The organism is Gammaproteobacteria bacterium, assembly GCA_016199745.1.
Lineage (GTDB): Bacteria > Pseudomonadota > Gammaproteobacteria > Acidiferrobacterales > Sulfurifustaceae > JACQFZ01.
The window spans coordinates 19,711-35,577 of record JACQFZ010000044.1; the positions used below are offsets into that span (position 1 = coordinate 19,711).

General features: G+C 54.4%; 15 protein-coding genes. 11 read left to right on the forward strand and 4 right to left on the reverse strand.

The window, feature by feature from the left end:
* Positions 1–91: 91 nt before the first annotated feature.
* The 6 genes from HY308_10520 (at position 92) to HY308_10545 (ending at position 4,558) form a co-directional block, all read left to right on the forward strand.
* Positions 92–880: a hypothetical protein gene (locus HY308_10520; GenBank protein MBI3898714.1), complete on the forward strand. Its 789-nt coding sequence runs from the start codon at positions 92–94 to the stop codon at positions 878–880.
* A gap of 153 nt (positions 881–1,033) precedes the next feature.
* A complete protein-coding gene (locus HY308_10525) occupies positions 1,034–1,519 on the forward strand; it encodes a hypothetical protein (GenBank protein MBI3898715.1) in 486 nt (161 codons plus the stop codon).
* A 176-nt stretch (positions 1,520–1,695) separates the two neighbouring features.
* On the forward strand, positions 1,696–2,622 hold the full coding sequence (locus tag HY308_10530) for an ABC transporter ATP-binding protein (protein MBI3898716.1): 927 nt from the start codon (positions 1,696–1,698) through the stop codon (positions 2,620–2,622).
* On the forward strand, positions 2,619–3,380 hold the full coding sequence (locus HY308_10535; protein MBI3898717.1) for an ABC transporter permease: 762 nt from the start codon (positions 2,619–2,621) through the stop codon (positions 3,378–3,380). Before HY308_10530 ends, HY308_10535 begins: the two co-directional genes overlap by 4 nt.
* Before the next feature lie 264 nt (positions 3,381–3,644).
* The gene (locus HY308_10540) at positions 3,645–4,241 is read left to right on the forward strand and encodes a sigma-70 family RNA polymerase sigma factor (GenBank protein ID MBI3898718.1); all 597 of its coding nucleotides are present in this window, start codon (positions 3,645–3,647) and stop codon (positions 4,239–4,241) included.
* A complete protein-coding gene (locus HY308_10545) occupies positions 4,217–4,558 on the forward strand; it encodes a hypothetical protein (GenBank protein MBI3898719.1) in 342 nt (113 codons plus the stop codon). Before HY308_10540 ends, HY308_10545 begins: the two co-directional genes overlap by 25 nt.
* 186 nt (positions 4,559–4,744) lie before the next feature.
* Here HY308_10545 and HY308_10550 read toward each other — a convergent pair whose 3' ends face one another.
* On the reverse strand, positions 4,745–5,746 hold the full coding sequence (locus tag HY308_10550; protein ID MBI3898720.1) for an aldo/keto reductase: 1,002 nt from the start codon (positions 5,744–5,746) through the stop codon (positions 4,745–4,747).
* A 176-nt stretch (positions 5,747–5,922) separates the two neighbouring features.
* Between HY308_10550 and HY308_10555 the strand changes: the two genes are divergently transcribed.
* The 5 genes from HY308_10555 to HY308_10575 all read left to right on the forward strand — a co-directional run bounded on the left by HY308_10555 (position 5,923) and on the right by HY308_10575 (position 11,128).
* Entirely contained in the window at positions 5,923–6,852 is a 930-nt protein-coding gene (locus HY308_10555) for an AraC family transcriptional regulator (GenBank protein ID MBI3898721.1), read from the forward strand.
* A 179-nt stretch (positions 6,853–7,031) separates the two neighbouring features.
* Positions 7,032–8,219: an AraC family transcriptional regulator gene (locus HY308_10560; protein MBI3898722.1), complete on the forward strand. Its 1,188-nt coding sequence runs from the start codon at positions 7,032–7,034 to the stop codon at positions 8,217–8,219.
* A gap of 516 nt (positions 8,220–8,735) precedes the next feature.
* Positions 8,736–9,473 carry a MipA/OmpV family protein gene (locus HY308_10565; GenBank protein MBI3898723.1) on the forward strand — a complete coding sequence of 246 codons (738 nt, stop codon included), beginning with the start codon at positions 8,736–8,738 and terminating at the stop codon, positions 9,471–9,473.
* Positions 9,474–9,763: 290 nt separating this feature from the next.
* On the forward strand, positions 9,764–10,723 hold the full coding sequence (locus tag HY308_10570; GenBank protein MBI3898724.1) for a serine hydrolase: 960 nt from the start codon (positions 9,764–9,766) through the stop codon (positions 10,721–10,723).
* 54 nt (positions 10,724–10,777) lie between these two features.
* On the forward strand, positions 10,778–11,128 hold the full coding sequence (locus HY308_10575) for a hypothetical protein (GenBank protein MBI3898725.1): 351 nt from the start codon (positions 10,778–10,780) through the stop codon (positions 11,126–11,128).
* A 21-nt stretch (positions 11,129–11,149) separates the two neighbouring features.
* On the opposite strand, the gene HY308_10580 is transcribed toward HY308_10575, so the two are convergent.
* Genes HY308_10580 through HY308_10590 form a run of 3 tightly spaced genes read right to left on the reverse strand, consistent with a single transcriptional unit; the run spans position 11,150 to position 15,007 of the window.
* A complete protein-coding gene (locus tag HY308_10580; protein ID MBI3898726.1) occupies positions 11,150–13,273 on the reverse strand; it encodes a hybrid sensor histidine kinase/response regulator in 2,124 nt (707 codons plus the stop codon).
* Complete coding sequence (locus HY308_10585) at positions 13,263–14,330, reverse strand: hypothetical protein (protein ID MBI3898727.1); 1,068 nt, start codon at positions 14,328–14,330, stop codon at positions 13,263–13,265. Before HY308_10585 ends, HY308_10580 begins: the two co-directional genes overlap by 11 nt.
* Positions 14,327–15,007 (reverse strand): hypothetical protein, encoded by a 681-nt coding sequence (locus tag HY308_10590; protein ID MBI3898728.1) that lies wholly within the window; start codon positions 15,005–15,007, stop codon positions 14,327–14,329. Before HY308_10590 ends, HY308_10585 begins: the two co-directional genes overlap by 4 nt.
* Between the last annotated feature and the right edge of the window lie 860 nt (positions 15,008–15,867).

The window sequence follows — 15,867 nt, forward strand, 5'->3', positions numbered from 1 at the left end:
GATATTTGCATGTAGGGTGCGCCCTGCGCACCGTTTTATGTTGATCGGTACGCAGGGCGCACCCTAATGCATTAGTTTGCAGTCGCCTATCGTGGATGAGCAGGTGGATATGAAGCCCACTCAACTAAACGTCAATAGAAAAGCGCGAAGCCGCCGGCGATCTATCGAGATCGTTTGCGGCATCGCGATGCCGGTAATGTTTGCGGCGACGGCAAATGCAGCAGTTGCGGATGACGTTGGGCGGGTGCGAGCCGTCATCCTATCTAGTCGTCACATGGGCGCCCATGGCATGGGCTACAACGCTGACTCGCTAAATGAACTGGCAAAGAAATTATCGGTCAGCGATATTCAGATAATTCTTACGATCTATTCCAATTCCAATTCCCATTTGGGCATGGCGGCAGGCGCGCAATTCGCGCTGGCATCGCAGTGTCGGGACGGATTAGAAGCGGTAACACGGACCGTAAAAGACGGAACGTTTATGCGTAGCGGATTTAAAAGTGTCGATTTTACCGACGCGCAAAATATCTTGGGTCTCATCGCTAAGTTTGATCGATGCGATGCAAGCACCCAGCAAGATGCCGTGAAGAGTCAGGCGATGATAGAAGAATTCACTAAAGCCGATTACGCGCGCCGGCGGGACGCCGCGATTAAAGAACAACGCGAGGACGCCAGGATACAAGAGAACAGCTTGAAGCTGTTGGCGCCGAGCGCCGATAAACCGCTGACATTGTCCGAGCGCGAAGAGGTTTTCCACCGGTCGGTTAAAGCGATGGGACTTGATGGCCCGAGAACGCCGGACCAGGAAGAGATGGTAAAAAGGATGTACGACGCCATGGTGTTACAGCATAAAGGCGACGCCAATAATTCGAGGCAGTAAGCCGGCTGTCCCTCGGCCAATCGCGGGCATTTACTTATTAGGGAATTTCCATTGAACTACGGTTCGGCACGGGGATTATCGCCGTTACGCTTTGATCCCTTAATGGGTGCCAACACATAAGTTCTCACCGCACTAAAAAAGAGGAGGAAGGCGATGTCCAATCAATACGAACCACCGCAGGCGCACTTGGAAGACGTTACACCGGCAGGTAGCTCGATTACCGGCCCAATGATAGAGGCCCTGCGTGGCACCAAAACCTGGGTGTCGCTGATCGGAATCTTGTTACTGATTAGTGCGGGATTCCTCGTGTTGGGTGGGATAGGAATGGTGTTGGGCAGCGCCGTGATCGGTGCTAGTGGCGGCCAAGGTGCGCCGCCGGCGGTGGTGTTTGTTGGGATTGGTTCGATGTATGTGGTTTTTGCCGCCTTCTACATTTTTTTAGGCATGTATCTCGTTAAGTATTCTTCCGCTATCTCACGCTTGGTCAGCAGCGGCCAGGCCGGAGACATGGAAGACGCGCTGAATTATCAGCGCAAGTTCTGGAAACTCGCCGGCGTTTCGGCCTTGGTCATGTTGGTCGTTATGGTGCTGGGCATTATCGCTGCTATCGCGGTTCCTGTGCTCATGATGGCGCATTGATCGCGGCGCTCAGTATTTTTTAGATCGTTTCTGTTTAAGGGCCGAGCGATCGAGCGTCATCGCTCGGCCCTTTTAGCGAAAGCTGCGGTGCTTTACGTGTCGGCGCGGAACTTTCGCGACGCTTCGACCGCGGCCAGCCAAAAAGCCGGGGGCGATGTTCTGGTATTATCGCCCTCATGCAAGCCATCATCTCCATATCGAATCTCTCCAAAACCTACGCCTCTGGATTTAACGCGCTCAAAAGCGTCAATCTCGCTATTCGCCGCGGCGAGATCTTCGCGCTGCTAGGGCCGAATGGCGCGGGCAAAACCACGTTAATCGGCATCATCTGCGGGATTGTTAAGCCGAGTGGTGGGACCGTCGTCGTCGATGGTCACAATATCCTCACCGATTACCGCGCCGCTCGCGCCAAGATCGGTCTCGTGCCGCAGGAACTGACGACCGATGCCTTCGAAACGGTGTGGAACGCGGTGTCCTTCAGTCGCGGATTGTTCGGCAAGCCGGCAAACCCCGGCCACATCGAAAAAGTACTGAAAGACCTATCGTTGTGGAACAAGAAAGACAACAAGATCATGACGCTGTCGGGTGGCATGAAGCGTCGGTTGCTCATCGCCAAAGCACTGTCGCATGAGCCGCAAGTATTGTTTCTCGATGAGCCGAGTGCCGGCGTCGACGTCGAGCTCCGGCAGGATATGTGGCAAATGGTGCGCTCGCTGCGCGCCAGCGGCGTGACCGTTATTTTGACCACGCATTACATCGACGAGGCCGAAGATATGGCCGACCGGATCGGTGTCATCAGCAAGGGCGAGATCATCGTCGTCGAAGATAAAGTCGAACTGATGCGCAAGCTTGGCAAGAAGCAGCTGACGCTCCATCTGCAAGATCCGCTCGACCGCATCCCACCGGCACTCGCGGCTTACCCATTGCAATTGGCCAACAATGGCGTCGATCTGATTTACACCTACGATGCACAGGTCGAAAAAACCGGCATCGTTCCCTTGCTCAAAGATCTCAACGACGCCGGCATTTCGTTCAAAGACCTGCAGACGACGCAGAGCTCGCTCGAAGATATCTTCGTCAGTCTCGTGAGGAACGATAAATGAATGTCCATGCGGTCCGTGCAATTTACGAATTCGAAATGGCCCGTACCCGGCGCACGTTGTTGCAGAGCATCGTCTCGCCGGTGATTTCGACGGCGCTGTATTTTGTCGTCTTCGGTTCGGCAATCGGTTCGCGTATTCAGCAGGTCGATGGTATCAACTACGGTGCCTTCATCGTGCCCGGACTTATTATGTTGTCGTTGCTGACGCAGAGCGTCTCCAACGCGTCCTTCGGTATTTACTTTCCGCGGTTTACTGGCACGATTTATGAGCTGTTGTCGGCACCGGTTTCCTATCTCGAAATCGTGCTGAGCTACGTCGGCGCCGCCGCGACCAAGTCGATCATTCTCGGTCTCATTATCCTCGCGACCGCCGGCTTTTTCGTGCCGCTGCATATTGCTCATCCGGTGTGGATGACAGTGTTCCTGCTGCTCACCGCGGTGACCTTCAGTCTCTTGGGTTTCATCATCGGCATCTGGGCTGATGGTTTCGAGAAGCTGCAACTCGTGCCGCTGTTGATCATTACACCGCTGACCTTCCTTGGTGGCAGCTTTTATTCCATTAATATGTTGCCGCCGTTTTGGCAGACGGTCAGCTTCTTCAACCCAGTGGTCTATCTGATCAGCGGCTTCCGTTGGAGTTTTTATGGGATTGCCGACGTTAGCGTCGGCGTCAGTCTTATTATGACGATGGTGTTCTTGGCGGTATCGCTGGCAACTGTGGCGTGGATCTTCAAAACCGGATATCGACTCAAGAATTAGCCGACCGCGCCATGATGAACATGGCGCGGTCTTCGTTATTACTCGTTGTTCCCTGCCGACATCCCCGAAAGATTCAAATAATCCTCGCTCGTCGATTGTCGGCCCGAGGGCCGAGTACCGCTGTTGCCTAATATCCTTTCCCTCGTGCGTTTTGATATGGGTCGCGATGCCGTACGCCACAAAATACCGAAAACCGGGAACTTTTCGGCGTGCTCGCGCCAATAAGCATTACTAACTCGGGCGAACATATTTCGGAACTCTGATTTGCAACTTACTAATGCAGACTTGGTGCAACGGGTACGGAGGGGCGATGAGGCCGCGTTTACCGTTCTTTATCGATCTTATTTTCACAAGATATATCGGTACGCGTTATTGATGAGCGGTTCCGATGCCTTGGCGTCGGACGTGACGCAGGATGTCTTCATGTTGTTGATCGAACGAGACGTCAACTATGACCCGCAGCGCGGCACACTTGGTGCGTATCTGTACGGTATCGCCCGCAATCAATTGCTGCGGGTGGCGCGCGAACGGCGTTTTTTGTTGCCGTTGGCGGAAGAGGCGGATGACGATGCCGCACTGGCGCAAGTAAGTGTCGATGAGACTGCGGACGTGACTCGCATCGCGATCACCGCCCAGACCAGCGAGCGCGTGTGGCGCGCGGTGATGGCGCTGCCGATCAACTACCGTGAAGCGGTAATTCTCAACGACTCGTCGATGGCAACACCATTCGACACACGGTTCAGACGGCGATGTTTCGTGATCGCGACGGTCGTATGCGCCGCGAGCAACTACGGGACCTCGCGCCGGCGTCGACGAATGCAAAAAAACAACCGTTATTGGTGTTCATTAACGATCCGCTGACGCGCGAGAATTACGTGCTCAATACTCGCGAGCGTATCGCCTATCGGGTTCGGTTACCTCAGGTCATACGGCTGAGGGACTCCGCTGATGCCGAAGATGGTGCCGGCGTCGCGCCGCTTCCCGGCGAGGAAGCGGAAATACTCGTACACAAGATGCCGAAACCGCAGACGACGTCGTTAGGAACACGCGTGCTCGCCGGCGTCAAAGCCGAGGGATCGCGTTCCACGGTGACGATTCCCGCGGGAGAAATCGGCAATGCGCGCCCGATTGTTATTGAATGGGGCGCTGGTACTCGCCCGAATTACAAACGGTGGTGATGGCGAAGCACAAAGACCCGATGATAGGTGAGACCCTCTACCAGCTTTCGAATATCAAGCGCGAAGCGCCGCCGGCACAACTGTTCTCGGTACCTTCGAACTATCAAATCAAAGAAGGCCCGGCGCTGCCGCCTGCACCTCAGTAGCGTTTACAAAAGAGTTCGCGATCTCTCGCGCTTGCTGTCCTCAGGCGTTGAGACTCGTCATCACCGACGCCGGATAGCGCGTGCCCGCCACCGGTTGCGTGGCAAGGAGGCTGGCGAGCCGTTGCTGCTCCGACTCGGTGAGGTGGATGTGACTGGCGGCGGCGTTTTCCTCCAAGCGGGCGATGCGCCGCGTTCCCGGAATCGGGACGATATGTGGGCTGCGGTGCAATAACCAGGCGAGTGCGAGCTGCGCCGGCGTGTGTCCTCGGGCTTGGGCGATCTCGGTAACGGCGTGCACCAGCGCCAAATTGATGGGCAAGTTTTCCGACTGGAAGCGCGGATTCTGCCGGCGCCAGTCGCTGGTATCGAGATCATTCGCGCTCTTGATTTCGCCGGTAAGAAAGCCGCGACCGAGCGGGCTGTAAGCGACGAAGCCGATACCAAGTTCCGCGCACACCGGTAGCGCATCGTTCTCGACGTCGCGACTCCAGAGCGAATACTCGCTTTGCAACGCGGCAATCGGATGAATCTTGGCGGCGCGCCGCACGGTAGCGCCCGACGCTTCCGATAGACCCAGGTAACGCACCTTGCCCGCTTTCACCAGTTCGGCCATCGCGCCGACGGTTTCTTCGATCGGTACTTTCGGATCGACCCGATGCTGATAGTAGAGATCGATATGATCGACGCCCAAACGCTGCAGACTGGCATCGCACGCTTGTCGCACGTACGCCGGTCGACCATCGATGCCGAGGAACGCGCCATCGGCGGCGCGCACATTGCCGAATTTAGTGGCGAGCACGATTTCATCGCGGCGCTGACGTAGCACCTGGGCCAGCAAGCGTTCGTTGGCGCCGCCAATGCCGTACATATCGGCGGTGTCGAGAAAGTTCACGCCGATGTCGATGGCGCGATGCAGTACCTCGAGCGAGGTTGGGTCATTAGCCGGCCCGTAAAAGTCGGACATACCCATACAGCCGAGACCGATGGCGGAAACTTCCAGTCCGTGAGTACCGAGTTGCCGACGAGGGATGTTGCGATTCATGTGTTTGCTCCTTACTTTGAGGAATTACTGTGGGCGAAGTCTAGGAATCGATGGTGACCCAGCGTTAGCCCATTTCTGGTCGATTCTTGCCTGATCCTGTAAATCCTTTGCCCTGATGCCGACACGACAATGCTGGAGTGCGATAATTCGCCGCGTACCCTCAGGAACGAAAAGCCATGCTGGAGAATGTGTTAGCCGCTCCGCCCGAGCTCGCGCCGGCCGATACGCGGCAAGCCGAGCTAATCGATTTGGTTGCTCGATTCGCGCCCAGCGATGGCCGGCACTACACGGCGATCACGCCGCTGCAATTGATCCGCGCCAGCGAACCGCGCCAGCATCTATGTTCCGTGTACGAGCCAGGCTTAAGCCTGGTCGTGCAGGGGCGCAAACAGGTATCGCTCGCCGGCGAAGTATTTCCGTATGACCCGCAACGTTTTCTAATTATTTCGGTAACCCTGCCCGTGATCGGGCATGTGCTCGAAGCCACTCCCGAGCGCCCATTTCTATGCGCCCGCCTCGACATCGACCCGCGCGAGATCCGCAGTTTGATGCTGGCCGCCGGTGTGCCCGAGCGCAAGGACGTCGCCACCGAACGGGGCCTGCACGTGGCGCTCGCGTCGGACACGTTACTGGATGCGGTGCTGCGTTTGTTGCGGCTGTTATCGAGCCCGAAGGATGCGCCGGTATTGGCGCCGTTGGCGCTGCGCGAAATTTTTTATCGCGTGCTGATGGGCGATCTGGGGCCGGTATTGCGTGAACTGGCCGTCGCCGACGGTCAAACGCAGCGCATTGCCCACGTTATCGACTTGCTCAAACAACGTTATGCCGAGCCGATCCGCATCGATGAGCTGGCCGGAAGGGTGCACATGAGCCCATCCAGTCTGCACCACCACTTCAAGGCGGTGACGGCCATGTCGCCGCTGCAATTCCAGAAACAGCTACGTCTGCACGAAGCCCGCCGGTTGATGCTGGCCGAGGGTTTGGAAGCCGCCGTTGCCGGCCATCGCGTCGGTTACGAGAGCCCGTCGCAGTTCAGCCGCGAATACCGGCGTCTGTTCGGTGCACCGCCGCGACAGGAGATTACGCAAATGCGCAAGGGCGGATAGGGGGAATTAATTTCGCGCCGGCCGTAAAATTCGCCGTCGCGCCACTAAAAATATAACGGGAGGAAAGCATCATGTTGAAAATATTTTTTGGTCACCGGCAGGTGACTGCCGTGTTGGTTATCACTGACGAAGTGTAAAAGTTTGCACCCAAGCAACCTGTCGAGCTGTCGCTTATCAATATGATCCAAGAAATTCCACAAAACATTTTTGTCCCGCATCTCGACCTTGCGAGCACGTTATTGCTCGTTGCCGCCGCTCAAGGATTGTTTATGGTGCTGTTGTTGTCATCGGTCAGCGACGCCAACCGGCAGGCCAATCGTTATTTGTCGCTATTGTTGGCGATATGCTCGGTTAGTTTGATCGGCGGATTCATGGAGGTGACGAACTACTACCTGGTGTATCCGCAGTTGATCGGCTGGGAATTCCAGAATCTTTTTTTGTACGGCCCGCTGTTCTACTTGTACGTGTGCTCCTTGACGTCGCTGTCCGCTGTGCCGTTCACTCGGAAAACGGCGCTGCATTTTTTGCCGTGTATGATTTTCGTTGTTTACTTGATTCCGATTTACCTCGCCGACGGCGAAACCAAGGCGGTGATGTGGCGCCAGGTGACACAGGGACACCCGTCACCGGGCCAGGATGTTGTGTTTTGTCTCGCGACGGTTCAACTAACTGCCTATGGGGTCGTGTCGTACGTGACTCTGGGCCGATACAACCGGCGTATCCGTGATCAGTTTTCCAGCATCGAGCGGATCAACCTTGCCTGGTTACGGCGACTGCTCATCGCTTTCGCGTCGGTGGTCGGGTTATTCACTGTCTTCTGGTTCATGCCGCTATCGGCGGCTCATTGGTACCAGCTGAACTATTCGGCGAACTTATTGTTGGCCGGCGCCATCTATGTGTTCGGTTTTTGGGGGACGCGCCAACCGCGAATTTTCCAGCGGGCGCTGGTACCGGCAGCGACGGTGGCTGTAACTACGGTCAGTAAATACGAACGTGGCCTGGATACGGAATCTTCCGCCGTGGTTTATCGCGAGATTGTTGCGGCGATGGAGGGTGCGCGGCTGTATACGAACAATGAGCTGTCCCTTAGTGATCTCGCTCAGCAGCTGGGAATATCGACGCACGTATTATCACAAGCGATCAATCAGCATTCCGGAGCTAACTTCTACGATTTCGTTAATCGCTATCGCGTCAACGAAACCAAGCGGGGTTTAGCCGACCCGGCACAGGCGAATCGTACTGTGCTCGATATCGCTCATGATGCCGGTTTCAATTCCAAATCGGCTTTTTATGCCGCCTTCAAACGAGAGCTCGGCCTAACTCCACTGCAGTATCGTCAACAAGAGCTTGTTTTGCCCGCCTCATGAAGTGCCGCGTCCGGTCTGATCGGGACAGACGCCAAACCGCCGCAGCGTGTTCAACATCGTCCTCGGGATGCAGCGTTGTGCATCGAAACGAGGACAGTCATCAATGGCGCCACCTTAACGATTTTCAAGTAACACCCCATTACCTGAATGGCACTTACTTAACCGAACGATGACTAAATTAACCCACCCCGAGCTTATTAGCGGGTTCCTTCCCCTTCAGGGGGAAGGACAGGATGGGGGTGGGTTTGTAGTCGCTACTGCAAAATACCCACCCCCCCCCCGGCCCTCCCCCTGAAGGGGAGGGAGTATCGGCGGATAGGCTTCGGCTTTTGCTTAAGTTAAGTGCCATTCCCCTATTGCCTCTTATTCCCTCTCCCCCGTGCTTTTCGGGGGAGAGGGTTAGGGAGAGGGGGTGAAAGTAAAGCCATCGATACTTCACGCACCCCTTTCCCTCGCCCTCTCCCAGCAAGCGGGGAGAGGGGATATTCACTTAAGGTAGTGCCATTGAGGACATTTATGTCTTTCCGTATTTTTTGTTGGATCTTGGGTGCGGTCGTGTCGCTGGTTGCCGGTGACGCTTGGGCCGACTTGCCGAATGAAATCGCCGGCGGTGTGCAATTCGAAACGTCGGAGTACCGCAACGGCGATGACCGCGTTAACCCGTTTCTGTCAATCGACTATGGCCGTTGGTTCCTGCATGGGGCAGATCTCGGCGCTCGGATATGGCGGGAAGACGCGCAATCGTTGGCGTTCGGTATCGCGTGGGTCGACGCTGGCTTCGATTCGGCCGATCCGGGCTTCGAAGGGATGCGGACGCTGAACTCTCGTACCTACCTGAACGTCTTATGGCACTACCGCGGCGACCGCGGCGGTTGGGAAATGCACGCCGAAGCCGGCGCCGACGTATCGGGCAACAGCGATGGCATAAAGGCCGATGCTGGCGTCGGTTACGGCTGGCGGCTGGGCGATATCGTGCTCACGCCGCATGCCGGTGGTACCTGGCTCGACAAGCGCGAGACGCGTTATCGCTATGCGGTCTATGCCAACGAGGCGACCGCCGCGCGAACCGCCTACGAGCCGAGCGCTGCGTTCTCTCCGTACTTTGGCCTGAACGCGCTCTGGCTTTTCACCGAGCGCCAAGGCTTACGTGCCTCGTTCGAGGCACGGCAACTCGACGACACGATCCGCGCCAGCCCATTGGTCGATACGCGCTGGCAACACAAGCTGGCGTTGATGTACGGCTATTCGTTCTAGCGGCCGCATCGACAAACCCGGTTCAAGCGTTCGAGGTCGTCATCATGTGTCAATCTAAGGTATGTGCTGTTTGTAGCCCGGAGGGAGGCGCGACGCGCCGTAATCCGGGGAACGTGGCCCCGGATTACGCTTCGCTTCATCCGGGCTACAGGTCGCTGAGATGGCTTGTCGTTGCACTGTCGATGGCGGGCCTGATCAGCGCATGCGCAACCTCGTCGTCGACTCCCGTCACGATTTTAGCCACATCGCCAGCGAACGATTGGAAGGAGTCGGCGCCGGCCACTCAGGGAATGGACACCGACATACTGGCGAAACTGCAACAGCATTTGCGCGAACATGCACCGCACATCCGTAGCGTCGTCGTCGTCCGCCATAACTCCTTGGTGTTCGAGCAATACAACCACGGATTAAGCCGCGATGATCTCCATGAGGTGCACTCGGTCACAAAGAGCGTTACCTCCGCGCTTATCGGCATCGCCCTCGAAAAACATTATTTGCACGACCTCGATCAGAAAGTCGTCGACTTCGTGCCCGAGCTCGCCGAGGTCGCCCGTGACCCAAAGGCCCAGGACATCACACTCCGGCACTTACTGACAATGACCTCCGGCTTTAAAAATAAGGAGCAATCGATCGATGACTGCCTGCATTTTAAACTCAGCTCGTGTTCGACCGACATGCTTGATCTATTTCATGATGACCTGATCAAGTTCGCTATTAAGCGGCCCATCGTTTCTGTACCCGGGCAAACCTTTAATTACGATTCGTTTGCCGCACATTTGTTATCCGTGATCCTGACCCGCGCCACCAAAATGAGCACGGCGAAGTTCGCCGAGCAGTATCTATTCGGCCCCTTAGGCGTCTCCCGCTATCGCTGGCCGACCGATCATCAGGGTTACCACGATGGCGCTTTTGGCTTGGAGCTCACGACACGCGACATGGCGAAGCTCGGGCAACTTTATCTCAATCACGGCGTCTGGAACGGCCGGCAAATTATTCCGTCGGACTATGTCGCTGCTTCCACCCGCAAGCAAACCGCCGGTGGCTGGCCGGCCGGGGCCGACTATGGCTATCTTTGGTGGGTGACACCGCCGACCGACAACGTGGCCGCCTATTTCGCCAACGGCAAAGGTGGGCAATACATTATGATTGTGCCAAGTCTGGATCTGGTCATCGCCATCACCTCCAACCAAGGACCGCAGCGCACCACCGGAATCGTCAGAGAATTCATTCTTCCCGCTACCGCACGATGAATGGACCCGGCGATCCAACGATGATCGACTTTAAAAAATAGGGGAGAAAAAACGATGAAAAAAATGTTACCGCTCATTATCGCCGTCAGTTTGCTAACCGGTTGCGCAACATCAAATAAAATCGATGCCATCCGCGAGGTTGTCGATAGTGGACAGATCCAGGGGATGGATCGGGCAACGCAATTTCAATATTCCGCGGCATTCCCGTTCGCCATGTCCGGCAGCCATCCGGGACCTTATCGATCGATCGATGGACTTAACATTTCGGTCGAGACCGGTAGATATAAGGGCAAAGACGCGACGATTTTTGTCGGTCAATCGCGGCGCACAAATCGATGGGAGGTTTTTGGTGTGATGGTTGAAGAAGAGGGTGTATGGCGTGCGGTTCCCATGCTCACGAAATAAAAAACGTCCTCTACGTGCGAGCTACGCCTCGACGCGGTACCGCGGGTCCATCACAGTGGAATAAATGAGGTTGAGCAAATGCATCTTGCTCATTGGCTTGAGCATGAACAAATTTGCCCCCGCCTCGGTGACCTTGCTTTGGTACTCCAGCACACCGTGACTGGAATGAATGCAGACGTTTACCGAGTTACCGCTTTCGCGCAGCCGCTTGACCGCTTCGAACCCGCTCAGCCGGCCCTTGCCGAAATTGACGTCCATGATGACGATATCGAAATGCCCGGTCGCTAATGTCTCTAGCGCTTTCTCGGCGCTATTGACGAAAACCAACTGCACGTGAGATTTAAGCGACGATTCCTCTACATGAGATTCCAGTACCCGCTGGTACAGCGATTCATCGTCCGCCACCAGCACCTTCACCGGTTTGGACGATTGCCGCGCGATATCCATGATCCGCTCGGCGAGTTTGGTTTCGTTGCTAGGAATGGTCGATGGCTCATATCGATGAGCCTCGATGATTTGCAGAGCAGCGATGATGTCGCTGCTGCCGGCAGGCAAGGCGCCGGCATTACGTTCCGACAAAACATCGGCCATGGGCAATGTGAAGACAAACTCGGTACCCATTTCTTGCGAGGAACGACAGCTGACGTCGCCGCCGTGATCGATGACGAGCTTGCGTACGATCGCCAGTCCTAAGCCGACGCCGCTGTGTTTTCCCTCCGTAAAAAAGGCGTCGAAGATCTGTTCGCGTTTTTCCTCCACGACGAAACTGCCGCTGTTGCCTATTACGACTTCGATCATCGGCGGTGATCGATCAGGAAATTCGCGAGTTTTGAACCATAGCTCGCTGCTGGGGCGCATGGCTTCAATCGCGTTGAAGGTGATGTTCGAGAAGATCCGCGAGACTTTTATGGGATCGACGAGGAGGGCATGGTGATGCTTGAGCGCATAACGAAACTTGATATCGCGGCGCACATATATTCTAAAAGCGTCGTTAAGAGTCGTCTGAATCAACGAAGACAGATGCACGATTTCCTGGTTCGGCTGCTTGGTACTGCCCACTTCCATGATGTCGCGAATCAGCCCTTCGGCCGATAGCACGGCCTTATCGATTTCCGGTGCGAGCTTGCGAAGTAACGCATTAGCGCTGGCAGGATCTTTCGCGTTGCGCGTCAGGTGCACCAGCCCCTTTAACATGGCGAACGGTTTTCGTACGTCATGCGCGAGCATCTGCGTCGTTCGGCCGATGGCCGCCAAGGTCGATTGTTGCAATAGCTTCGCCTTTAATTCTCGTTCGTATTTTATGTAGCTCTCGAACGATTCTTTCAGCATCGCTAGCTCGTGATGCTGTGTATAGCCGGGCGCCTTATCCATTTGCTGGCTCACGTAATGTGTGAGATTGGTGATGGGCTTTACAATGCGCGAACGCATCAAGTACAAGCCAGCCATCGTCGCAATCATTAGAACGATGACTAACACGATAAGGTAGGGGACGTACTGCCAGGGACTCACTGCATTATCGTTGTCGATTTCGAGATCGATACCGGATATGGACGGTTGGGTGGAGATCTTATCGATCCTAATGGGATCGCCTAAGGATTTCCGCCAAGGCGAAAGATCTATCTCTAATACAAGGAAACCTTTCAGTTTTGCCGATGGCCCCGGAAACTCTTGGTCATCATAGGCGATGGGACGGTAATAGCGCAGTGTGTTCTGGTCGACTAGAGAAAACCCGTAGTCGTTGGCCTTATCGTGTAGATATTTTTTTTCGTCTGGTGGGAAGGAAAATATTCTGGCCGACCTCTTATCTAGAATAGTAAAGGATAAAATTTCAGGCGCCTTTGCCTTCAGCGACGAAATTCGTCCATAGAGCAAGTTGCCGGTCATTGGCTGTACCGATTCCGCTATAAAGATAAAGTCATTCAGCTCTCGGCTGGCTAGCAAAATCTCGGCAATTGCTTCAATGCTTAACATCTGACTGTTGAGGGCGATCTTTGCCTGGTCGAGTCTATGCTGCACTCGTGCCTGATCGATTTGGCCCAGATAAGAATTCATTTGTACCAAGATAAGCGCGGCAGCGATTGCCACCGGTATCCAGGAGCAGATCAATAAAATAAATAGCGCGTCGTGGTTAAATCTACGGCGCATAACGAACAGATCGCCACCATTCATTAAGACGGGCGTGCACTGGCGAGGACGGAGGCATTAGCATGACGGGCCTGTTTTGTTGTAAATTTTTTGTCACCTCCTCATATATCTCCTTTGTTGGTGGCAACAAGCCAGGCGTATGGTTCCGGTAAGGCGAGAAGTACTGATTAGAACTCATATTCAGTTCCGTACTCTTCTTGTCAGTCAATGTTTCTACGTATTTGACTAACGTACCGAGAGGTACTTTCCGATCCTTTCTTTTGATGATGCAAACTGAGTCGTAACCAATAACTGGTCTAGAAGGAACCTTGGCTCGTAAGGATGGATGCTTCGCTAGATGCATGAATGCTGCACCGTGCCATGCGTAAGCGGCGATCTTCGGATGTTTTAGTAGATCATCTAATGCGGAGACAAAATCACCCGGTTCAAGTCCTTCAATTTGCGAAAACTTCGCGTTCGGGCAGTTCGATAAGATGTCGAAAATATTGCCGCCGACATAGTCATCCGGTGACTTACCGCAGACTTTATTTGAATCACCGATTAGGCGCGCAGCCGTTTCGTACGGATCATCGACGACGGCTATTTTGTATCCTTGCTTTTTAAGAGCCACGAGCTCCTGCAAACTGCTGGGTACATTCGGTGTTTGCTCTTTTTCTGCAACGAATACCGTGGTCAACCAAAAATACGGTAAGCAATGCGGCATAGCGTCGGTGAATAACGGCAGATAATCCCGCTTTTTCGCTGTGCGCCGGAACTGATTGGTTTCAATCAACCCCTGTTTGATCAAGTAGGGCAATGCAAAATTGGAAACGATTGCCACATCGAAATCGTGTTGCCGAGCAGATAGACGCGATATCGCTACTTCGTTGCTGATATAAGTGGTCGTTTTAGTTTGATAACCAAAATCAGCCAATCGTTCCGTTACAGCAGGCGCTATATAGTCCCACCAGTTGTATAGGTGTACCGGCGCCGAAGGGGGGCCTGCATATTCCGCAAACCCAGGAAACGAGCAAAAGAGCAGTGTTATCGCCACAAGCGATTTGGATGCAATTTTCAATATTGTTTCCTCTTTCGAAGATCACTCTTAATCCAAAGTGACATTTTATTAGGCACATAACAGACCGACCCGTCTTTCATTCGAGTGGGCCACCAGTATGCGAATTGAATGTTAGTACGCCTATAGCCAAATCGTCGCCACAATGGACCTGGCTCTTTGTAGTCGCGCGGTTTTCGAGGATCATGATCCTCCCGTATTATTGTCGCAAGGCACATATGATCGTATCCCCATTCGATTGCCTGGGATTCGATCTGCTGATTAAAACGAGAAAGAATGGTATGGCCTCGGAATTCTGGTGCAATAGCAGCTTCGCTCCAATAGTAGAAGTCCGATGGACGACAACCATTCTGTATGAACATCGGCTCATCATCATCCAAAACCTCTGCAGCACTCATTAATGGAAACGCGGTTGTAAAACCTGCTGGTATATTGCCGTAGTATGCTACAACGATGATCGTATGCTCACTTTGGGATAGTTCTTCAGCACACTGTCTCTCATACAGGTTTTCGCGGCGTCCTTCGTACAAATATGGGTAGTCACGAAAATTCTGGGTTCGCATTGCGTTAAGTGGCTCAATAAGATCCGCAGTGTTTCTGCCGATGAATGTTTCATATTCAAATTCGTCTCGATAGGGGGCAGGCCGAACGACGGCGTCGTATCGGGAAACAATTTGCATGTGTCAGTGACCTACGGTTCATATAGTTATCCGTTGGCCCTCGCCAGCTGTGGCTCGGACATGCATTCCGTTGCCGACGACAGCTCCATACTCGATCAACTCTCGCAGAAAGCAGTGCGAACGGATCAAGGGTTCGGGATGCCAGGGGTACGCCGTCGAGGCGATCCTTAGCGCGTTCGTGATAGGGGCGCCACGTTGGTTAAAAAATACGTAGCGAGAAAAAGTAGCGATAGGCGGAGGTATTTGGCGGGGACTCGACGCGACGAAGGTCGGTGTCCCAAGCATCGTCGTCAACGACCGACTGCTTTTGCTTCATAGAGCATCCTCTCTGATTTTGCGGGTTCCTCCTGCGGCAGGAGGGGGCATGTATCCGGCTGCCTATAGTAATGCAACTTTTGGCGTTAAGCTCTCAGGCGGCTTCCGGGGAGCTCAGCCAGCGATGACATGCCCTAATCCTGCCCAGTTTAATGGGTAGACGACCGCGTTAATGGTCTGTTAGAAAGTATCCGCCGGTGCAACGCCGGCGATTCGGTAAACAACGACACAGGGAGGAAAATGTCGATCGCATTTTTTAATCCGCAAACACAATCGATACAAGCCGACGCGCTGCGTTATCGGCCGCGCGTTTCCGTTTGTCGGTAAGAATCGAGGCTACGTTCAATTCGAAAACATAGCGTCATCACATCAACAACAAACATGGAGGGAGCATGTCGATCTTCTTAGTGCGACACGAGGCTGTGTCGTGAAGTTGTTTTCCCAAGGAGGGAGAAAACCACCGGTGTCACCCGGTGACGCTAGGGATCTGAATCAAGAGCGATCCTAACAATGTAACAAAGCGCGCGGTACGGCGCGGGGCGGTA

Excerpts from the sequence above, each read along its gene's own strand:
- HY308_10530 (MBI3898716.1), top strand. The coding sequence starts at position 1,696 with ATGCAAGCCATCATCTCCATATCGAATCTCTCCAAAACCTACGCCTCT.
- HY308_10555 (MBI3898721.1), top strand. The coding sequence starts at position 5,923 with ATGCTGGAGAATGTGTTAGCCGCTCCGCCCGAGCTCGCGCCGGCCGAT.
- HY308_10550 (MBI3898720.1), bottom strand. The coding sequence starts at position 5,746 with ATGAATCGCAACATCCCTCGTCGGCAACTCGGTACTCACGGACTGGAA.
- HY308_10560 (MBI3898722.1), top strand. The coding sequence starts at position 7,032 with ATGATCCAAGAAATTCCACAAAACATTTTTGTCCCGCATCTCGACCTT.
- HY308_10570 (MBI3898724.1), top strand. The coding sequence starts at position 9,764 with ATGGACACCGACATACTGGCGAAACTGCAACAGCATTTGCGCGAACAT.
- HY308_10565 (MBI3898723.1), top strand. The coding sequence starts at position 8,736 with ATGTCTTTCCGTATTTTTTGTTGGATCTTGGGTGCGGTCGTGTCGCTG.
- HY308_10525 (MBI3898715.1), top strand. The coding sequence starts at position 1,034 with ATGTCCAATCAATACGAACCACCGCAGGCGCACTTGGAAGACGTTACA.
- HY308_10535 (MBI3898717.1), top strand. The coding sequence starts at position 2,619 with ATGAATGTCCATGCGGTCCGTGCAATTTACGAATTCGAAATGGCCCGT.
- HY308_10590 (MBI3898728.1), bottom strand. The coding sequence starts at position 15,007 with ATGCAAATTGTTTCCCGATACGACGCCGTCGTTCGGCCTGCCCCCTAT.
- HY308_10580 (MBI3898726.1), bottom strand. The coding sequence starts at position 13,273 with ATGCGCCGTAGATTTAACCACGACGCGCTATTTATTTTATTGATCTGC.
- HY308_10575 (MBI3898725.1), top strand. The coding sequence starts at position 10,778 with ATGAAAAAAATGTTACCGCTCATTATCGCCGTCAGTTTGCTAACCGGT.